At 64.5% G+C, this 17,574-nt stretch carries 15 protein-coding genes; 5 read left to right on the forward strand and 10 right to left on the reverse strand.

Translation table 11 applies throughout. The annotated features are described in order from the left end of the window. Position 1: 1 nt before the first annotated feature. The 7 genes from CH262_RS25925 to CH262_RS25955 all read right to left on the reverse strand — a co-directional run bounded on the left by CH262_RS25925 (position 2) and on the right by CH262_RS25955 (position 9,933). The gene (locus CH262_RS25925; RefSeq protein ID WP_094718820.1) at positions 2 to 1,144 is read right to left on the reverse strand and encodes an XdhC family protein; all 1,143 of its coding nucleotides are present in this window, start codon (positions 1,142 to 1,144) and stop codon (positions 2 to 4) included. A 141-nt stretch (positions 1,145 to 1,285) separates the two neighbouring features. Next, entirely contained in the window at positions 1,286 to 2,662 is a 1,377-nt protein-coding gene (locus tag CH262_RS25930; RefSeq protein WP_094718821.1) for an amidase, read from the reverse strand. A 21-nt stretch (positions 2,663 to 2,683) separates the two neighbouring features. Then, positions 2,684 to 4,402, reverse strand: a complete 1,719-nt coding sequence (locus CH262_RS25935) for a PucR family transcriptional regulator (protein WP_094718822.1) — start codon at positions 4,400 to 4,402, stop codon at positions 2,684 to 2,686. A gap of 42 nt (positions 4,403 to 4,444) precedes the next feature. Continuing rightward, positions 4,445 to 5,893, reverse strand: coding sequence for an amidase (locus tag CH262_RS25940; protein ID WP_094718823.1), 1,449 nt, complete (start codon positions 5,891 to 5,893; stop codon positions 4,445 to 4,447). A gap of 105 nt (positions 5,894 to 5,998) precedes the next feature. Further along, a complete protein-coding gene (locus CH262_RS25945) occupies positions 5,999 to 7,105 on the reverse strand; it encodes a ring-opening amidohydrolase (RefSeq protein ID WP_032375321.1) in 1,107 nt (368 codons plus the stop codon). A 78-nt stretch (positions 7,106 to 7,183) separates the two neighbouring features. Further along, a complete protein-coding gene (locus CH262_RS25950) occupies positions 7,184 to 8,764 on the reverse strand; it encodes a carboxyl transferase domain-containing protein (protein ID WP_094718824.1) in 1,581 nt (526 codons plus the stop codon). Then, entirely contained in the window at positions 8,761 to 9,933 is a 1,173-nt protein-coding gene (locus CH262_RS25955) for a CaiB/BaiF CoA transferase family protein (RefSeq protein ID WP_032364454.1), read from the reverse strand. Before CH262_RS25955 ends, CH262_RS25950 begins: the two co-directional genes overlap by 4 nt. Before the next feature lie 203 nt (positions 9,934 to 10,136). Here CH262_RS25955 and upp point away from each other — a divergent pair, with 203 nt between their 5' ends. The 3 genes from upp to CH262_RS25975 all read left to right on the forward strand — a co-directional run bounded on the left by upp (position 10,137) and on the right by CH262_RS25975 (position 12,850). Next, positions 10,137 to 10,760, forward strand: coding sequence for a uracil phosphoribosyltransferase (upp, locus tag CH262_RS25960; protein WP_094718825.1), 624 nt, complete (start codon positions 10,137 to 10,139; stop codon positions 10,758 to 10,760). Positions 10,761 to 11,155: 395 nt separating this feature from the next. Next, entirely contained in the window at positions 11,156 to 11,533 is a 378-nt protein-coding gene (locus CH262_RS25965) for a PH domain-containing protein (RefSeq protein WP_032384880.1), read from the forward strand. A gap of 1,029 nt (positions 11,534 to 12,562) precedes the next feature. Continuing rightward, complete coding sequence (locus tag CH262_RS25975) at positions 12,563 to 12,850, forward strand: hypothetical protein (protein WP_094718826.1); 288 nt, start codon at positions 12,563 to 12,565, stop codon at positions 12,848 to 12,850. 22 nt (positions 12,851 to 12,872) lie between these two features. On the opposite strand, the gene CH262_RS25980 is transcribed toward CH262_RS25975, so the two are convergent. Together CH262_RS25980 and CH262_RS25985 are read right to left on the reverse strand one after the other, a co-directional pair. Then, on the reverse strand, positions 12,873 to 13,742 hold the full coding sequence (locus CH262_RS25980; protein WP_094718827.1) for a TIGR03619 family F420-dependent LLM class oxidoreductase: 870 nt from the start codon (positions 13,740 to 13,742) through the stop codon (positions 12,873 to 12,875). 31 nt (positions 13,743 to 13,773) lie between these two features. Next, complete coding sequence (locus CH262_RS25985; RefSeq protein ID WP_094718828.1) at positions 13,774 to 14,673, reverse strand: NADP-dependent oxidoreductase; 900 nt, start codon at positions 14,671 to 14,673, stop codon at positions 13,774 to 13,776. A 120-nt stretch (positions 14,674 to 14,793) separates the two neighbouring features. Here CH262_RS25985 and CH262_RS25990 point away from each other — a divergent pair, with 120 nt between their 5' ends. Then, positions 14,794 to 15,408: a TetR/AcrR family transcriptional regulator gene (locus CH262_RS25990; RefSeq protein ID WP_094718829.1), complete on the forward strand. Its 615-nt coding sequence runs from the start codon at positions 14,794 to 14,796 to the stop codon at positions 15,406 to 15,408. Between the two features lie 33 nt (positions 15,409 to 15,441). Here the strand turns inward: CH262_RS25990 and CH262_RS25995 are convergent, their stop codons facing one another. Continuing rightward, the gene (locus tag CH262_RS25995) at positions 15,442 to 17,067 is read right to left on the reverse strand and encodes a long-chain fatty acid--CoA ligase (RefSeq protein ID WP_094718866.1); all 1,626 of its coding nucleotides are present in this window, start codon (positions 17,065 to 17,067) and stop codon (positions 15,442 to 15,444) included. A 106-nt stretch (positions 17,068 to 17,173) separates the two neighbouring features. Here CH262_RS25995 and CH262_RS26000 point away from each other — a divergent pair, with 106 nt between their 5' ends. Then, entirely contained in the window at positions 17,174 to 17,572 is a 399-nt protein-coding gene (locus CH262_RS26000; protein ID WP_094718830.1) for a PPOX class F420-dependent oxidoreductase, read from the forward strand. Positions 17,573 to 17,574: the final 2 nt, after the last annotated feature.

Consider the following 17,574-nt stretch of genomic DNA (forward strand, 5'->3'; position numbering starts at 1 on the left):
GTCAGCACCTGACGGCCGATCGAACGGGTGATGTCGCGTCGATCTCGGCAGCGGCATCGCGGTGGATCGGCCCACTGAGACTTCGCAATTCGAGCCCGGTCGTCTGCCGTGAGACCTTGAGGATCTCGGCCACGATGGAGATCGCCGTTTCCGGTGGAGTGGAGGCACCGAGATCCAGCCCGATGGGGGAGTGCAGCCGCGCCAGCTCGCTGTCGGTCACCCCACGCTCGCAGAGAAGTTCCACCCGGCGGCGGTGGGTAGATCGACTGCCCAGCGCGCCCACGTAGGCGGCACCACTACGCAGCGCAACCTCGAGCAACGGGATGTCGAACTTCTCGTCGTGGGTGAGAACGGTGATGACGGTGCGCTCGTCCACCGGCGCAGTAGTGAGGAACGTGTGCGGCCACGCCACCACGACGTCGTGCGCGTCGGGGAATCGTGCTCGGGTGGCGAATACCGGGCGGGCGTCGACGACGGTGACGGTGAAGCCGGCGAACGTGCCAAGGCGACACATCGCAGCGGCGAAATCGATGGCACCGAACACATACATCCGGGGCGGTGGTCCGAACAACTCGACCATGACGGACCGCGCTCCGTCGTCGGCGATGCGAATGTCCAAGCCGGACTCCCCGCGGTGCAGTCGGTCGAGAACGGCGAGACCCACGCTCGAACCGTCGGACTCGATGTCGGTGAGACCGTCGGAATCGACGGTTGCCTCCGTTCCCAGAACCGCCAGCCGCGTCGGGGCCCCGGTGGTGAGGTCGGTGAGCACGGCCACCGGCTCGCCGCTCGAGACCAGACGAGCGACGTCTTCGAGTGCCGCGCACGCGTCGCTGTCGATGAGACGAACGAACACCTCGATGGTGCCGCCGCACGTGAGACCCACGCCGATCGCGTCGTCGTCCGCTACCCGGTAGGTCTCGCTCCTGGCCATACCGTCGGCCAGGACGTCGTTCGCCAGCTCGTACAGGGCACCTTCGATGCAGCCGCCGGACACGCTGCCGATGACCTGACCGGACGCGGCTACTGCCATGGCAGCACCCGCAGGGCGCGGTGACGACTGCCACGTACGTACCACCGTGGCCAGGGCGAACGGCTCACGTTCGCGCACCCACGGGGCCACGTCGTCGAGAATGTCGCGCATGCCGCCGCCTTTCGACCGGATGAGTGATGCCCATCACGCTAGTTGCTGGCGCGGGCCGACCATGAAACACATTTCGACCAAATCGACAGCGGGTCGTTGTAAGAACCTGCCGTCGCGGTACGGATGGACGGACCGCGCGGGCTACGTCAGAGCGGCGGCGACGGCAAGAGCGTGGTGCTCGTGCCACGGCTTGGCGATGATCTGTACACCGATCGGCAGACCGCCGCTGGAGGTGGCAACGGGAATCACCACCGAGGGCACCCCGAGGATGCTGATCGCTCGGCTGCTCGCCAGCGCCTGCGACCACGACAGAGCTGCACCGTCGACCTCGAAGCTCGTCTCACCGAGCGGCGGAGCGAGAATCGATGCGACGGGAAGTATCAGGACGTCGCCCATCGTGGACATCAGCTGGTGCTGCATCTCGGCGCGTCGAGCCCACAGTGCCTCGACGTCTGCGGCGGTGGTGGTTCGGACGGCAGCCAGAATGGCCCGAATGTTGGCGCTGAACTCGGCGGGGCCGTATTGCTCGATGTCCGTTTGGGTTTCGCAGCCCCGCATCCGAGTGAACAGCTCATGAGCTTCGCGTAGTGCGGTGCCCTCGTACGGCGTCACCGATCCGACGATCGGCTCTGTGCGCAGTGCTGCGGCCTCGACGGCAGCGCGGATCTCCGCGTCGACCGGAATCGTGCCTTCTCCTGTGGCCCAACGAATATCGAGCTCGCGGAGGTTCACGCTCGCAGGGTCGGTCCAGGAGTATTGCGGCGACGACAGCACGCGCAGCAACAGGATCACGTCGTCGAGAGTGCGGGCCACGGGTCCGATGGTCTGCACAGTGCCGTGCATGGTCGCCGGATTCGTCAGCACTCGGTTGTCGCTCATGACACCGGGATACTGCCCCTCGGAGTCGATTCGGCCCGGTGTCGGCCTGATCGAGCACAGACCGGTGCAGTGCGCGGGCCACCGCACCGAGCCACCGAAATCGGTGCCCAGTCCCACCACGCTCATGCCCGACGCGATGGCCGCCGACTCACCGCCGCTGCTCCCGCCCGGTGACAGCTTCGTGTCGGCGGGGGAGAGCGGGTTGACGGTGTAGCCGAACAGGTCGTTGTGCGTGAGTCCGCTGGCACCGAACTCGGGTGTGTTGGTCTTACCGATCAGGATTGCGCCCTGGGCGCGCATCCGAGCAACGGCGGGAGCGTCGACGCGAGGGACGTTGTCCGCGAGCGCATGTGAACCCGCCGTGGTGCGAACTCCGGCGGTGGCGATCAGGTCCTTGACCGTGAACGGCACTCCGGCGAGGTCGCCGACCCGCTCGCCGCGGGCGATGCGGGTATCGATTCCGTCGGCTGCCAGCAGTGCCGATTCGGCTGCGACGGTGACGATCGCATTCAGCTCGGTGTTGATTCGGCCGATGTGTTCGAGGTGCTGCTCGGTCACCTCGCGCGCGGACACGGTGCCGGCGCGCACTGCTGCCGCGAGTGCGACGGCGTCGGCTCCGATCGAATTGCTCTTAGGCACTGGGTGTCTCCTCGGGTGGTGTCACAGCCCCTTCATCTCCGCGACCCGCAGCGCCAGCGCTACATCCAGGCGCAGAATCGGATCGGTGGTGAACGGGCCGACGATGGACTCCAGCTTGCCGATGCGGTAGCGGAGTGTGTTGTAGTGGAAATGCAAGACGCGGGCGGTCTCTGCCACGTTGCAGTTGGTGTCCAGCAGCGCCTGCAACGTCTGGCGCAGGTCGACGGCATCGGCGTCGTCGCCCGCGAGTGAGCCCAACACCTCGGTTGCGAAGGCCTGCAGCTCGGCTCCGTCGGTGACCAGTGACAACAGTCGATGCACGCCGAGGCTGTCGAAATGCGCTACCGATCCGTTTCCGCGCATACGGCGTCCTACGACGACTGCTTTGCGGGCTTGATCGTAGGCGCGCGGAATGTCGGCAACGGAGTCGATGACGCGGCTCACGCCCGCGCCGAACGAGTTTCGTCCGCCGCCCTTGTCTCCGGCGACGGAGGCGATCAGATCCTCGACGACTTCCCGTTCGGTGCCGGGTTCGGCCGGCATCAGCGTGACGACCTCGTTGCTGAACCCGACGACGGGAGCCCGACGATCGCGCCTGCGCACCACCTGCTGCCATGCCGCGGTCAGGCGCTCCTGCGGCAGGCGGCCGGACACGGCCGGCTTCGCCGAATTACTTACGGCCACTTCGGCAATCTCGTCCAATTGGGCCACGATGACCACCATGCTCCGGTCCACGTCCCAGTCGAGCTGGGCGCAGTACTCGATGATCTGTTCGGGGGATTCGGTTGCGCCGTTGAGGACGTCCCGCAGGAAGTCGCCGCGAAACTTGGACTCGACGGCAGAGACCGCGAGCTTCTTGATGACCGCCAACGCCACGACGGTGGCCGCGCGTTCGAGGGACTGCATCGTGACGGGACCGAGTCGCTCGGCGGCCGCCACAGCCACGATCAGTCCGTGGTCGGTGCCGCCCGCGATGATCGGTGCGACGGCAATGCGGTGCCCGCTGTCGCCCGGTACCGGTTGCAGGCCTTCGTGGAGCCGTTCGGTGAGCAGACGACCGGACGGGTCGAACAGGGGCATCTCTTCCAGGGCAGCAACATCTGCGTCTGCTCCTGCTGTGGCCTGGACTCGACCGTCCGGGGTGCAGATGAGCACCGATGCCTCGAAGAGCGTGGCGACCTCATCGGCGATCTGCGGTAGATCGCCGCCTTCGAGCACGATCGAGGTCAGTGCTCGATGCATGCGATCGGCGATATCCAACGCCCACGCCTGCCGGTCGACGAGGTGTGTGAACACCTCGGAGATGACCTCGTCGAAGCCGACATCTCGGCGAATGAGGAAGAGCGGCAGGCCGAGTCGATCTGCTGCCTCGATCATCGCAGCGGGCACGTCTCCGAAGTAGCGTCCTTCTTTGACTCCGAGCGCTGCCGCGCCGCGTTCGGCGAGTCCTTCGACCAGCTCCACCAGGGCACCGGCATCGAACGGGCGGCCCGAATCTGCATGCCGCAGTGGGAAACCCGTCGTCAACAGCAGTTCGTTCGGTTTCACCCACGGCAGGATGTCGGGAACTTCGATGACGTTGACGCGTCGAACCACATTCTCGAGTCCCTGCTCGCCTGCGACAAGAGTGGACCCCGAGAGGCTGGGGAGCGCAAGCAATTCTGCGACGGTGAGCGCGTAACTCGCCGACGCCGGGAAGTCTCGTACTCGTGGCCGAAGCGCACCGACCATGTCATCCATTGTTCAACAATACTGTGTGGGGCATGTCGCGACGGCGGGGGATCAGCCGACGTGCAGTGCCGGCGGGAGGACGCGCTCGACCCACCGCGAGGCCTGCTCGTAGGCGTAGGCGAGCTGCAGAACCGCCCGGTCGGCACCGTGCCTGCCGATGATCTGAACACCCATCGGCAGACCCCGATCGTCGAATCCGACCGGGACGGCGGCGGCAGGAACACCGGTCATCGTCCAGGGCACCACCGTCTCCATCCACCGGTGATAGGTGTCCATGGGTCGACCCGCGATGGACTGCGGCCAGTGTTGGTCCTTGTCGAACGGGAACACCTGAGCGGTGGGCGCGAGAACGAAATCGTAGGTCTCGAACAATGTCGTCAGTGCGCTCTGCCAGTCGTTGCGAGCCTGCGCTGCCTTGGTGACATCGAGTGCGGTCAATGCGACGGCATGCTCCATCTCCCACAGCATTTCGGGCTTCATCAGCTCCCTCGTGCGCGGGTTCTCGTACAGATCGGCCATCCCGAGCTGCGCCCACCACCGCCACGTCAGGAACGAGTCCCAGATTTTCGCCGGGTCGTACGACGGCACGGTGCTCTCCACTGCGCAGCCGAGGTCTTCGAAAACTGTGAACGACGACTCGCACAGATCGAGGACACCGGGTTCGGTAGCCAGGTGACCGTTCCAATCTCCGACCCACGCGATGCGGGCACCGCGGAAGCTGCGTTCGAGAGTGCGGGTGAAGATCTCCGGGTCCTCGTCTATTCCGAGGGGCGCGTTGGCATCCGGGCCCGCCATCGTCGACAGCAGATGTGCGACGTCGGTGACCGATCGGCCCATCGGTCCGGCGACCGCGCCCTGTGCGATGAAGCCGGGCTCGGGAATGCGTCCCCACGACGGGCGAAAGCCGACCACATTGTTGAAGGCTGCGGGGTTGCGCAGCGATCCCATGTAGTCGGTGCCGTCGGCGACGGGCAGCATGCGCAGGGCCAATGCTGCCGCCGCACCTCCGCTGCTTCCGCCTGCAGTGCGCGAGGTGCCGTAGGGCGAGACGGTGGTTCCGTACACCGGGTTGTACGTCTGAGATCCGAACCCGAATTCCGGTGTGTTGGTCTTGCCGATGACGATGGCACCGGCCGCTTTCACGCGGGCGACGAACAGATCGTCCGCGTCGGCGATGCGATCGGCGAAGATCGGTGACCCCGATGTGAACGGTAGCCCTCGGGCGGCCGACAGATCCTTCACCGCATGGGGAAATCCGTGCATCCACCCGAGATACTGTCCGTCCGAGAGCTGCTGATCTCGCTCGCGTGCCTCGTCCATCAGCTCGTCGCGATCACGAAGGGCGACAATGGCGTTGACCGTCGGATTGTGTGCCTCGATGTGGTCGAGGTACGCCGTCATGGTCTCGACGCACGAGACCTCGCGGCGCTTGATCTTGCCGCTGAGCTCGACCGCGTCGGACATCAGAAGTTCGGCAGCGGGTCCGACGGTGGTTGCCATGGTGGTTCCTTCGTTCGAGAGAGACGCAGAAGCAGGGAGGGCCGGACGCCGCGCGAACCCGAGACTGTCGGGTTCGCGCGGCGCTGTTCGAGGTCGAAACCGGCGTTATCCGAGGTCGACGATCGCGGCGACGGGGCCGCCACCTTCGGGGCCCTGGTGCGCTGCCGAGACCGACACGAAGACCGCTGGGTCGCCGGTCACTGCCGCGGTGACGCCGCCGACGCACGCCTTGATCTGGCGGTGCCAATGGACGTCGGAATCGTCGAGCATGGCGTTGCGTCGTCCACGGACCGTACCGTCCTGGCTTGCTTCGCATTTGAGGAAGACGTTGACGAGCTTGCCGCCCAGATCCTTGGTGTGCGGCCGTTCGGGGAGTTCGAGACCGGCATCCTTGATCGCGTTCCAGATGCCGTCCTGATCGAGCGCGTCGTTCATCACGCTGTGTCCGATGCGGTACCGGCCGCCGATTCCGCGAGTGTTACCCACGACGACGATCTGCGCACGGTCCAACTCGACGCCCGAGGAGCACGACGCCACCGAGGAGTACAGCTCACGACTGTGCATGACGTCCTCGTCGGTCGGCATATCGATCTCACCGAGTGCGACAGCGATACCGAGAGCGGTGCCGCCGTTGGACAGATCCATCGACTCGTGGGTCTGCTCGGTCCAGACGGTCTTGCCACGGCTCTTGGCGTCGCGGATGGTGTGAATCGTCAGCAGCGGGGTCTTGGTCTGCACGTAGTGCACGTCTGCGGGATCGGTGATGCCGGCGTTGGCCATCGCATCCTTGACTGCCGCAGCCACTTTGGTGATCATCGCGGTGCGGCCGATGTCCTCTGGCATCAACTGCTCGCTCATCGCGACGCCGACCGTCAGGCGCGGCTCCTCGGTCTGCACTGCCTTGTCCGACGGGACGGTCGCGAAGATGGTGGCGTGGGGGCTGATGACTCCGTCGGTGCCACCGGACCAGACGATCGGAACCTCGCCGACGTCGTGTGCGCTGCGAGTTCCTTTCGCGGACAACACTTCGCGGAATGCTCGGTCGGCGATGATGCGGGTGTAGTCGTTGACTCCGCCGTTGCCTTCGGTCTTACCGATGACTGCAATGACCCGGTCGGCGTCGAGCACCCCGTCGTCGATGAGCTTCGCCAGCTCGCTGGCATCGGACACGTTGTGGAGCGGGACCTTGCGGACCTCGATTGCGTCGGGCACTGAAATCTCCTTCATCGGGATCTGTGGGTACTGCAGAGTCGGCCGGCGTTCGCGCGGCGGGGGCTCGCCCCACGAACGTTATCGACCGGTGGACCGGGGGTGCACTGGCAAGCTTTGCCCAATCAGCGCACTTTTTTGGTTATCGGACATCCCCAGGTAGCGGTAGCGCTGCAGCCGGGAGGTCGCCAGGGCGGCCGGGTCGGCGGCGAGGAGTACGGCCAACTCGTGTTCGAGCACGGTACCGAGGCGAGACAGGAACGCCGCAGGTTCGTCGGAGGCATCCGGCCGTTCGGCCACGATCCGGTCGATGACGCCGTTACGGAGCAGGTCCAGGCTGCGCACGCCCTGCTCCTCTGCCATCTCGGCTGCGCGGTCGGTGGTGTGGAACTTGATCGCCGATGCGCCCTCCGGCGGCAGTGGCGACAGCCAACCGTGCTGGGCACACAGCACCCGATCGGCCGGGAGCAGTGCGAGTGCGCCGCCGCCGGCACCCTGGCCCAGCAGCAGGCAGATCGTCGGTGCCTTCAGTGTCGTGAGTTCGACCAAGCAGCGGGCGATCTCGCCCGCGAGGCCACCCTCTTCGGCCTCCTTGCTCAAGGCGGCACCGGCAGTGTCGATCACGGTGACGAGGGGGAGTTGCAGCTCTTCCGCCAGCCGCATTCCGCGTCGTGCTTCCCGGAGGCCGGCGGGACCCAACGGCTGATCGGCGAAAGTGCGGTCCTGGCCGAGAAGTACACACGCCGAGGCCCCGAACTTGGCAAGGGCCAGAAACAATCCGGGCTCGATCTCACCGGCTCCGGTGCCCTGCAACGTCGTCACCGTGTTCGCGGCCGATCGCACGAGGTGGCGTACTCCCGGCCGTTCCGGCCGTCGAGAACGACGGATGGATTCCCATGCAGGCACATCGTCGAGGTGCTCCAACGGGATGTTCGGAACCGGCGGAGGTGGCTCGTGTGGCGCGCACAGGACGGCGAGCGCCGAAATCGCAACCTCACGGAGTTGCTCGGGAGGGACCACCGCGTCGACCAGGCCACGAGCGGCGAGGTTTTCGGCTGTCTGCACTCCCTCGGGAAACTTTTCGCCGTACAGCGCCTGGTACACGCGCGGACCGAGAAAGCCCAGGAGCGCACCCGGTTCGGCCGCAGTGACGTGGCCGAGAGAGCCCCACGAGGCAAGTGCTCCACCGGTCGTGGGATGGCGAAGGTAGACGGCGTAGGCGAGACCCGCCGACTTGTGTGCAGCGATAGCCGCCGAGATCTTGACCATCTGCAAGAAGGCGACCGTGCCCTCCTGCATCCGTGTTCCGCCGGAGGTCGGCGAGGCGAGCAGCGGAAGCTGTTCTGCTGTCGCCTTTTCGACGGCCTGTACCAATCGTTCGGCGGCCGCAGTTCCGATGGAGCCGGCGAGAAATCCGAACTCGCACAGGACGAGTGCCACCCGGCGCCCTGCGAGGGTGGCTTCGCCGGTCAACACCGACTCGTCGCAGCCGCTCGTTTCACGGGCCGCGGCCAGCTCGTCGAGATAGCCCTGATCCGCCGGTCCGTGCACCCCGATCGGGGGAAGCGGGTCGGTGTCCCATCGGACGAAACTGCCGGCGTCGACGACCATCTCGACGAGTTCGATCGCGCCGAGCCGGGCCGGCGCGCCGGTGCGGGTCATGGCGTCGTCTCGAGCCAGGCGCGGATCGAGTCGCCGTGCTGGTCGAGGGTCGGCGGGGCTGCGTGCGTCGTGCGCATCGCGGCACCCTCGCAATCCTCGTCCATGCGCAGCGGTGGGCCGGGCAACGTGATGGTGCCCAGGGCCGAATGGTCGACGTCGATCATCAGTCCTTGCGACCGGGTCTGTTCCCAGGTGTAGACCTCGGCCAGATCGCGGACGCGTCCGGCCGGTATGCCGAGCTCACCGAGTAGTCCGAGAAGTTTGTCGGTCGGCCAGTCCGCGAAAACGGCATCGACAGCGGCGATGACGGCCTCTCGGTCGTCGACGCGTTGGGGGTTGGTGGCCCACTCCGGACGGTCCAATCCGAATGCGGGAGCGAAGCGTTGCCACAATCCCTCGCTGCCCACGGCAATCTGAACCAGACCCTCGGACGAGTGGAACAGACCGTACGGGCAGATCGACGGGTGATGTCCGCCGGTGGGGCGGGGCACCTCGCCGGCGACGGTGTAGCGAGTGCCTTGAAATGCGTGCACCCCGACGATGGAGGCCAACAGGCTGGTTCGCACGACGCGGCCGCGTCCGGTGGTGTTGCGCTCGTGCAATGCGGCCACGACGCCGTATGCGCCGTTCATTCCGGCGAGCAGATCTCCGATGGGAACGCCGACCCGAGTGGGTTCGTCCTTCGACGGCCCGGTCAGGGACATCAATCCTGCTTCGCCCTGAGCGATCTGGTCGTAACCGGGGCGCGTGCCTTCTGGCCCGTCGTGGCCGAAACCGGTGATCGACAGGATCACCAGACGGGGATTCAGCTCGTGCAATGCCTCCATGCTGTAGCCGAGGCGAGCGAGAACGCCGGGGCGGAAGTTCTCGACGAGTACGTCGGCGCGGCGGATCAATGCGGTGAGCGTTTCTCGGCCGTCGACAGCTTTCAGGTCGAGTGCGATGGATTCCTTGTTGCGATTGCACGAGAGGAAGTACGTCGAGTGTCGATCGCCCTCGTCGTCGGCGACGAAGGGTGGGCCCCAGCTTCGCGTGTCGTCACCGCCGCTGGGCGATTCGACCTTGATCACTCGCGCGCCGAGGTCCCCGAGCATCATCGCGGCATGGGGTCCGGCGAGTGCCCGTGACAGGTCGACGACCAGGCAGTCGGAGAGCGGTCCGACCGTCATCGGATTGCGTTCCGAGACAGGTGAGCCATGTCGGTGTCGAACTCGAATCGATCGTTGCGAAGCGTCATGCGTCCGAGTCAACGTGCCGGTCGCGGCCCCGTCGTGGGCAAAAGTTGCCGACGCTGAGGGGTCGCTTTCGGACAGTTCGAGCGAGCGCGAGCCGTGTGGACGGATGGCCGACGAGGGGCCCATAATCTGCGACCATGGATACCCACGTAGTCGACCATCCCTTGACCACAGCGCTTTTGACGACGATGCGCGACGTCCACAGTGACAACGCGACCTTCCGTTCGGCGCTGCGGCAGCTGACACACACGTTGGTGTACGAGGCTTTGCGTGATGCCCCGGTGGACACCTTCGAGGTCGACACCCCGGTTGCCCGCACCACCGGTGTGCGGTTGGCGAACCCACCTCTGCTGGTTCCGGTTCTCCGGGCAGGGCTGGGCATGGTGGAGCAGGCGAGTGCGCTCATTCCGCGATCCGGTGTGGGATTCATCGGCATGGCACGAGACGAGAAGACACTGCAGCCGGTGCCGTACCTCGAGTCTCTCCCCGCAGATCTCGCCGGCACACCGGTGTTCGTTCTCGACCCGATGTTGGCCACAGGCGGGTCCATGACCGCGACGATCGACTTGCTCGTCGCTCGCGGGGCAACCGACGTGGTAGTCGTGTGTGTCGTCGTGACCCCCGAAGGACTTGCAGCGCTGGAGAAGTCAGGACATCCCGTCCGCGTGGTCTGTGCCGCCGTCGACAATGAGCTCAACGATCAGGGCATCATCGTGCCCGGACTGGGGGATGCGGGAGACCGTCAATTCGGGCCTCGGTGACGATTCGACGCAGATGAGTCGTCGAGGTAGGTGCTGTCGTATCGAAACACCATGTCGTTTCCCGAGCGGGTCAGTTGATCGGGAAGAAGAGGTCTTCCCTGGTAGGCATCGGCTGCATCGACCTCTCGTAGCTCGAATGCTTGAATCATGTCGAATCCAGCGGTGGCACAAACGATCCGGCGCGCGTGGGCAGTGCGATATCGCACCCCAGAGCATCCGCGACCGCGACCACGCTGTCGAGCTGCACAGATCGGCACGGAGAGCGTCTGTACTTCGGAGTGATCGCACCAATCCAGATCTTGGTCAAGTGAGTGTGTGGTAACGAGAGTGGATTCGTCAGCGACTAGATTTCAGGTGTCCGCACGCGGCGGACTGGGCGGAAGAGGCGTGAGCACATGGGCTTCATGGACGGTCTGATCGGCAACGCAGGAAAGATCGATCCTGTCGCAGCGCATCAGGAGTACAGCCGGCTACTCGGCGGTGGCGAGCAAATCCACGCGGCGTATCAGTTGGTCCGAGACGCCTTCCTGTTCACCAACCGTCGTCTACTGATGATCGACAAACAAGGTCTGACCGGCAAGAAAGTCGAATACCACAGCGTGCCCTACCGCTCGATCACACACTTCGCTGTCGAAACTGCCGGTACCTTCGATCTAGACGCCGAATTGAAAATCTGGATTTCGGGCAACGCGGTTCCTATCCAGAAGCAGTTCACCAAGCAGGTCGACATCTACGAGGTTCAAGCGATCCTCTCGCACTTCGTAGTGTCCTGAGCTAGCTCGCTGTAAATCCGAGCAGGCACTCGCAGCCAGGATCTTTGGCGGTTGCATCCGGACTGCGCTCGGACAGCCGAGGTGCGGCATCGCATTCATCCCGTGTCGCCACCCCTGTGTCCGGGATCAAAGGCGTATCTCCAGATTTCGGGTGTCGAATCAAGCGCTTCAGCGTCCAGTCAATTGCCATACTGGAACGACATTGCCTGTGGTCGGGGACGGGCCCACGCTATCTGATTCGTTCGGAGTGGCTATGTCGAGAAGATTGTCCATTGCAGTCATCGCAATCGCTCTAGCATGCCTGAGCTGCTCAAACGACGGCGCAACCGAGCCTCTGAGCGACAATTCCCCCGTGTCGAGTGGGTCCAGTCCGGCATCCGCACCGCCAACCCTCACCGTCGAGCCGCCGCCGCCACCACCCACGCAGGCACCCGTTCCTCAGCCCCAACCGGTCACCTTTCAATGTGGAGACCTGGGCCTCTACCAGTCCGGCACAGCTTTATATTCAGACGGAACGACGGGGTACGAAGCCGAATGCGACACTTACGTCGCCCCTGCACCTACCGAGTTCAGATACTGCGATTACGGCGGTACCGCGGTCTTCACCGATGGGTCCTATGCGGTGAACGATCCGAGGTGTTCAGCTACGGTGCCGTCACCGGAATCCGGCTATCCGTACAACGAATCCGAAGACCGCAACGGCGATGGTGTCGTCAACGGGTATGAGCGCTGCGGCGTCCTCTGCGGAGAAGAACCCACCAGCGGTGACATACAAACGCAGTATGGCTGCGAGCAGGGGTACATCACTGGCCCGCAATGTGAATAGCTGTGTGTGCCCAGGACGGTCCCGGTCGTCGACGACGCCGACAAGCCGTATACCGAGTTCGATAGGGCTGCGGGACCGTCGTTTTCTCGCGAGCGGTAACGCGACTCGACCGTCGAGCGACGTCACCAATGAACGGATCGAGTCGGTGGCCGGACCACGGCCGGCGACGTTGTGCAGGACGTGCCGCCACGAAAGGCCCTCGAATGAACCGCATCAGCCGACGTATTGCCGTATTGACCGGACTTCTGGCGCTTCCGCTCGCCGCCGGTGCCACGATGGGAGTTGCAACCGCCAGTGCCGACGAATGGCACTACGGCCCTGTCTATCGCGCCGAGCAGTCCGGGGAAGGCGCGCAATACTTTTGCAACAAGGCGCAGTCACTCGAGAAGGCGTCGCAGTCGTACATCGTGGTGCCGTGCACCAACGTCGAGAACACCGATACCTGGTACCGAATCGTGGTGAACCCCTACAACTGGGGTTGGAGCGGATAGTTCGCACTGTCGAGCGTGTGACTCACATCCCCAACACGTCGCCTGCGTATCGAACTAGTTCGAGATCGTGGGCAGTGGAACTTCGAAGCTTCTGGTCTCCAGGGTCGGTGTCGAGAACGATTGTCTCGGTGCCTAGTTCGGCGAGGAACTGAACGTCTTCAAGAATTTGTTCGGTGGACCCGTAGCCGAGCGGGCGGTTCGGCGATTGCACCGAAGCGTCAGAGGGTAGGAAGAAGATCCGCGGGACGAACTCCTTACCATCGTTCAGCGCGCGGGATCCATCGATGCATTGCTGCCGGGTGGGGTGTAGGGGATGCCAGCCGGTGCCTAACGCGTTCGTCCGGTCGAGTGCGGCTGCACCGTTGCCACCGATCCACAGTGGCGGATGCGGTGTCTGCAGCGGTAGCGGTCCAGTGTGAACTCGGCGGGGTGTGCCGCTTGCTCCCATGGCCCCGTACGTTTCGGAAGACCATGCTGCACGCAGAGTTTCGAGCGTCGAATCGGTCATTCGACCTCGCCGGTCGAAGGGAACACCCAGCACATCGAATGCCTGGGTCGTCCAACCGACGCCCACTCCTACGATGAGTCGTCCACCGCTGAGCCGGTCGATTGTGGCGGTCGCGTGAGCCAGATGCGCCGGATGGCGATGGCTTCCGATCAGTACCCCGCTGCCGAGGCGAATGGAGTCGGTCTGACCCGCGAGCCACGACAGCGTCGCCAGGCATTCGTAGAAGGGTGACGGCGAGCGGCCGTGAGCGTCTTCGGTCAGTACGACGTGATCGGAAAGCAGCACGTTGTCGAAACCAGCGGATTCGGCAGTGCGCGCCCACGCGAGAATTCCGTCCGGGTCGATCTGCGGCCCGAAGTTGGGAAGATTGATTCCGTATTTCATAGCGCACCGGGGACGGGTCGAGCATCACCGATCATGGGATCAACAACACCTTTCCTCGTGTTCCACCGGCGGCCAGCAGCGAATGTGCCTGTGGGGCTTGGTCGAATTCCCATTGGCGAGCGACCGGAACAGTGATCGTCCCCGCGGAGACGAGCGAGACGAATTTCTCGAGCCCCAGCCCGTCCTCGTTCACGTAGCTCTTACTCGGCGTGATATTGCGCTGTGGCTCGGGCTGATTTCCGTCCTCGATCGAGACGTACGCTCCGCCGTCGCGCACGCTGTCGATGGCGTCGACGATGCCGGCCGTATCGACCACGGCGTCGTAAGCGCCCGCAGGCAGGTCGACGGGACTCGTGAACACCCTGCGCATACCGTGTGCGAGGAGGTTTTCGGTATCGGACTTCCGCGCGACAGCGTCGACGGTGTGGCCGCGGATCGACAGAAGCGCCGACGCTATGCCGCCCACCGCACCGGCCGCACCCGTCACCAAGACCGTCGAATGCGCAGGGAGGGTGGTCTTGTCGATGAGTTGCATGGCGGTGAGGGCGGCGAGTGGGATTGCTGCGGCGTGCTGGAGGCTGATGCCGATAGGTGCGTGCGCGAGCAGTGATTCGTCGGCGACGACTCGCTCGGCATAGGTGCCGAAGCGGTGCGCTGGTTGCGCGATCATTCCGATCACGTTGTCGCCTGGTGCAAATCGGGTGACCGATGGTCCGACGGCGACGACGGTGCCGGACAGATCCCAACCGAGGACCGCGGGGTACGTCAGTTCGATAGGCAGGAATCCCGAGCGGGTCTTGATGTCGACCGGATTGACGGCTGCCGCAGCCACCGACACGGTGACGTCGCCCGGGCCTGCGTCGGGCTCGTCGATCTCCGCGACTGTGAGTACCTCGGGTCCACCCTTGCCGTTGATGACAACAGCTTTCATTCGACTTCCTCTCGTTCACGTAGCGCGACCTGTCCGAGGCTAGGCTATTCGTGTATCGATCGCTATACGAGTAAGCTCGGCCACACCGAGCAGTGCAATGCGAGAGAGGGAGGGGGAACAATGGCCGGGGTTCGCGGGCAGGGCCGGAAGTTCGACGTCGACGCTGCGCTCGACAAAGCGATGTTGGCCTTCTGGCGGCACGGGTACGAGGGCACTTCCGTCTCCGTGCTCACCAGTGCAATGGGCATCAACCCGCCAAGTCTCTACAGCGCATTCGGTGGCAAGGAAGAGCTGTTCTTCGCTGCTATCGACCGTTACCTCGCGACCCGCGGTGACTTCATGGGCCGGGCGTTTGCCGAGGAGCCCAACGCTGCCGAACTCATTTCCAGACTGCTGTACGAGGCAGCATCGCACTACACCGATGAGTCCTGTCCGGGGGGCTGTCTGATCATCAGTTCGGCCGTCGGGGTCACCGAGGCCAACCAGAGCATCGCAGATCGGATGCGCGACATACGCAATGCCAACGTCTCACTGTTGGCACAACGCATTTCGGAGAACGCCGCCGACGGAATCCTGCCGCAGTCGTCGGCACCTCTCGACACAGCGGAATTCATCGGCGTCGTCATCCAGGGCATGTCGCAACGTGCCCGAGACGGGTCGACTCGGGATCAACTCGAACGAGTTGCGGACATGACTCTCGCCTCGTTGGGAATGGGCCCGCCGACAACGCACTGACGGCACCATTCGTGAGAGGCGTATCGGCTGGAGCTAGACCAACTCGATGACCTTTAACGCCCCGTCGGCGTGGGAACTCCGCAGCCTTTTCTTGTCGTATTTGCCGACGCTGGTTTTCGGGACCTCGTCGATGAAGGTCCATCGTTCCGGCAACTGCCAATGCGCGACGCGGCTGTCGAGGAACTCCTTCAATTCCTCGGCCGTCACCGACGCACCCTCGCGGACGACGACAGCGACCAGTGGCCGCTCGTCCCACTTCGGGTCGGGCACACCGATGACCGCGGCCTCACGAACAGCCGGATGTCCCATCACCTGGTTCTCGAGTTCCACCGAGGAGATCCATTCACCGCCGGACTTGATGATGTCCTTGGAGCGATCGGTGAGCCGGAGGTAGCCGTTCTCGGAGATGGTGCCCACGTCACCGGTTCGCAGCCAACCGTCGTCGAACTTGTCGTCCGCGTCAGCGCGGTAGTAGCTGCCGGTGATCCACGGGCCACGGACCTCGAGCTCGCCGACGGTCTTGCCGTCCCACGGCAACACCGTTCCGGCGTCGTCGACGAGTCGTGCCCGAACTCCGGCAACGAATCTGCCTTGTGTGCAACGCAAGTCGAACTCGTCCTCCGGCGACAGTCCCGCGTCGGGCCTACCGGAGGTGCCGAGCGGTGAGGTCTCGGTCATGCCCCATGCCTGCGAGATGTGTACGCCGTACTTCTCGTGGAAGGCTTTCATCAGATTCGGTGGGCATGCGGCACCGCCGACCACCACATCACGCAGACTCGACAGATCCGCCGGATGCTCGTCCAGATGAGCGAGCAGGGCCTGCCAGATCGTCGGGACAGCAGCCGCCGCCGTCGGACGAAGCGTCGACATCATCTCTGCCAACGGAGCCGGCTGCAGAAACCTGTCGGGCATGATCAGGGACGCACCGACCATCAGCGCCGCATACGGGAGCCCCCACGACATCGCGTGGAACATCGGCACGATGGCCAACACCTTGTCGGACTGCGCGATTGCCATCGCGTCGGTCATGCACGCCTGCATGGAATGCAGGTAGATCGAGCGATGCGAGTACACGACCCCCTTGGGATCGCCGGTGGTGCCCGAGGTGTAACACATTGCGGCAGCTGATCGTTCGTCGAGTTCGGGCCAATCGAACTCCTCCGGTTTGCCGGACAACAGATCCTCGTAGCCGAGCACCTCGATACCGTCGGGTGCAGTGACCTGCGCTGGGTCGACCCCGACGACCACGAGATGTCGCACGGTCTCGAACGTCGGCAGCAACGGCGTCAGTAGGGGGAGCAGGCTGGCGTCGGCAATGATCACTTGATCTTCTGCGTGATTGACGATGTAGGTGAGCTGCTCGGGGAAGAGTCGAATGTTCAGGGTGTGCAGCACTGCCCCCATCGCCGGAATCGCCATGTAGGCCTCCATGTGCGGGGCGTTGTTCCACATGAATGTCGCGACTCGCTGATCATCGTCGATCCCGATGGACCGCAGGCCGTGAGCCAATTGTGCTGCCCGCCTGCCCAGCTCCCCGAATGTCACCGTGGTAGGCCCGGTGTCGGTCCACGTGGTGATCTCGGCCGAGGAGTGGATGGACGTCCCGAATCGAACCAGCTGGCCGATGGACAGTGGGGTGTCCTGCATGGTGCTCTTCACGACGATCTCGCTTTCGATGTCCCGGCGCGGCTGCACGTCGTTGTGCTCCGCGTCACAACATGCACACTACGGACTCGACGCGAGGAGGGTGCGTAACTTGGTACTCATGGCCACTACTTCGAATGACGCTCGTGCCCTCGGCGACGAGGCATTCGTTTCGCTCACCACCTTCCGTCAATCCGGTGCGCCGGTATCGACGCCGGTGTGGATCGCCCGAGACGGCGACAACCTGGTCGTCATCACTCCCGCGGAGAGCGGCAAGGTCAAGCGCATCAGGAACTCCGATCGCGTGGAGCTCCGCCCGTGCAGTCGGCGCGGAGCGGTGCCCGATGACGCCGTGGAGGTAACCGGCTCGGCGACCATCGTCACCGGAGACGCCGCCTCGAGACCGACATCGGTGCTGAAGAAGAAATACGGCATCGAATACCGCATCGTCATGCTCGTCGAACTGATCATTGCTCGACGCCGCAAGCCGCGGGTGATTCTGTCGATCACCACCGACTGAGG

It is taken from the genome of Rhodococcus sp. 05-2255-1e, assembly GCF_002259025.1.
Lineage (GTDB): Bacteria > Actinomycetota > Actinomycetes > Mycobacteriales > Mycobacteriaceae > Rhodococcoides > Rhodococcoides fascians.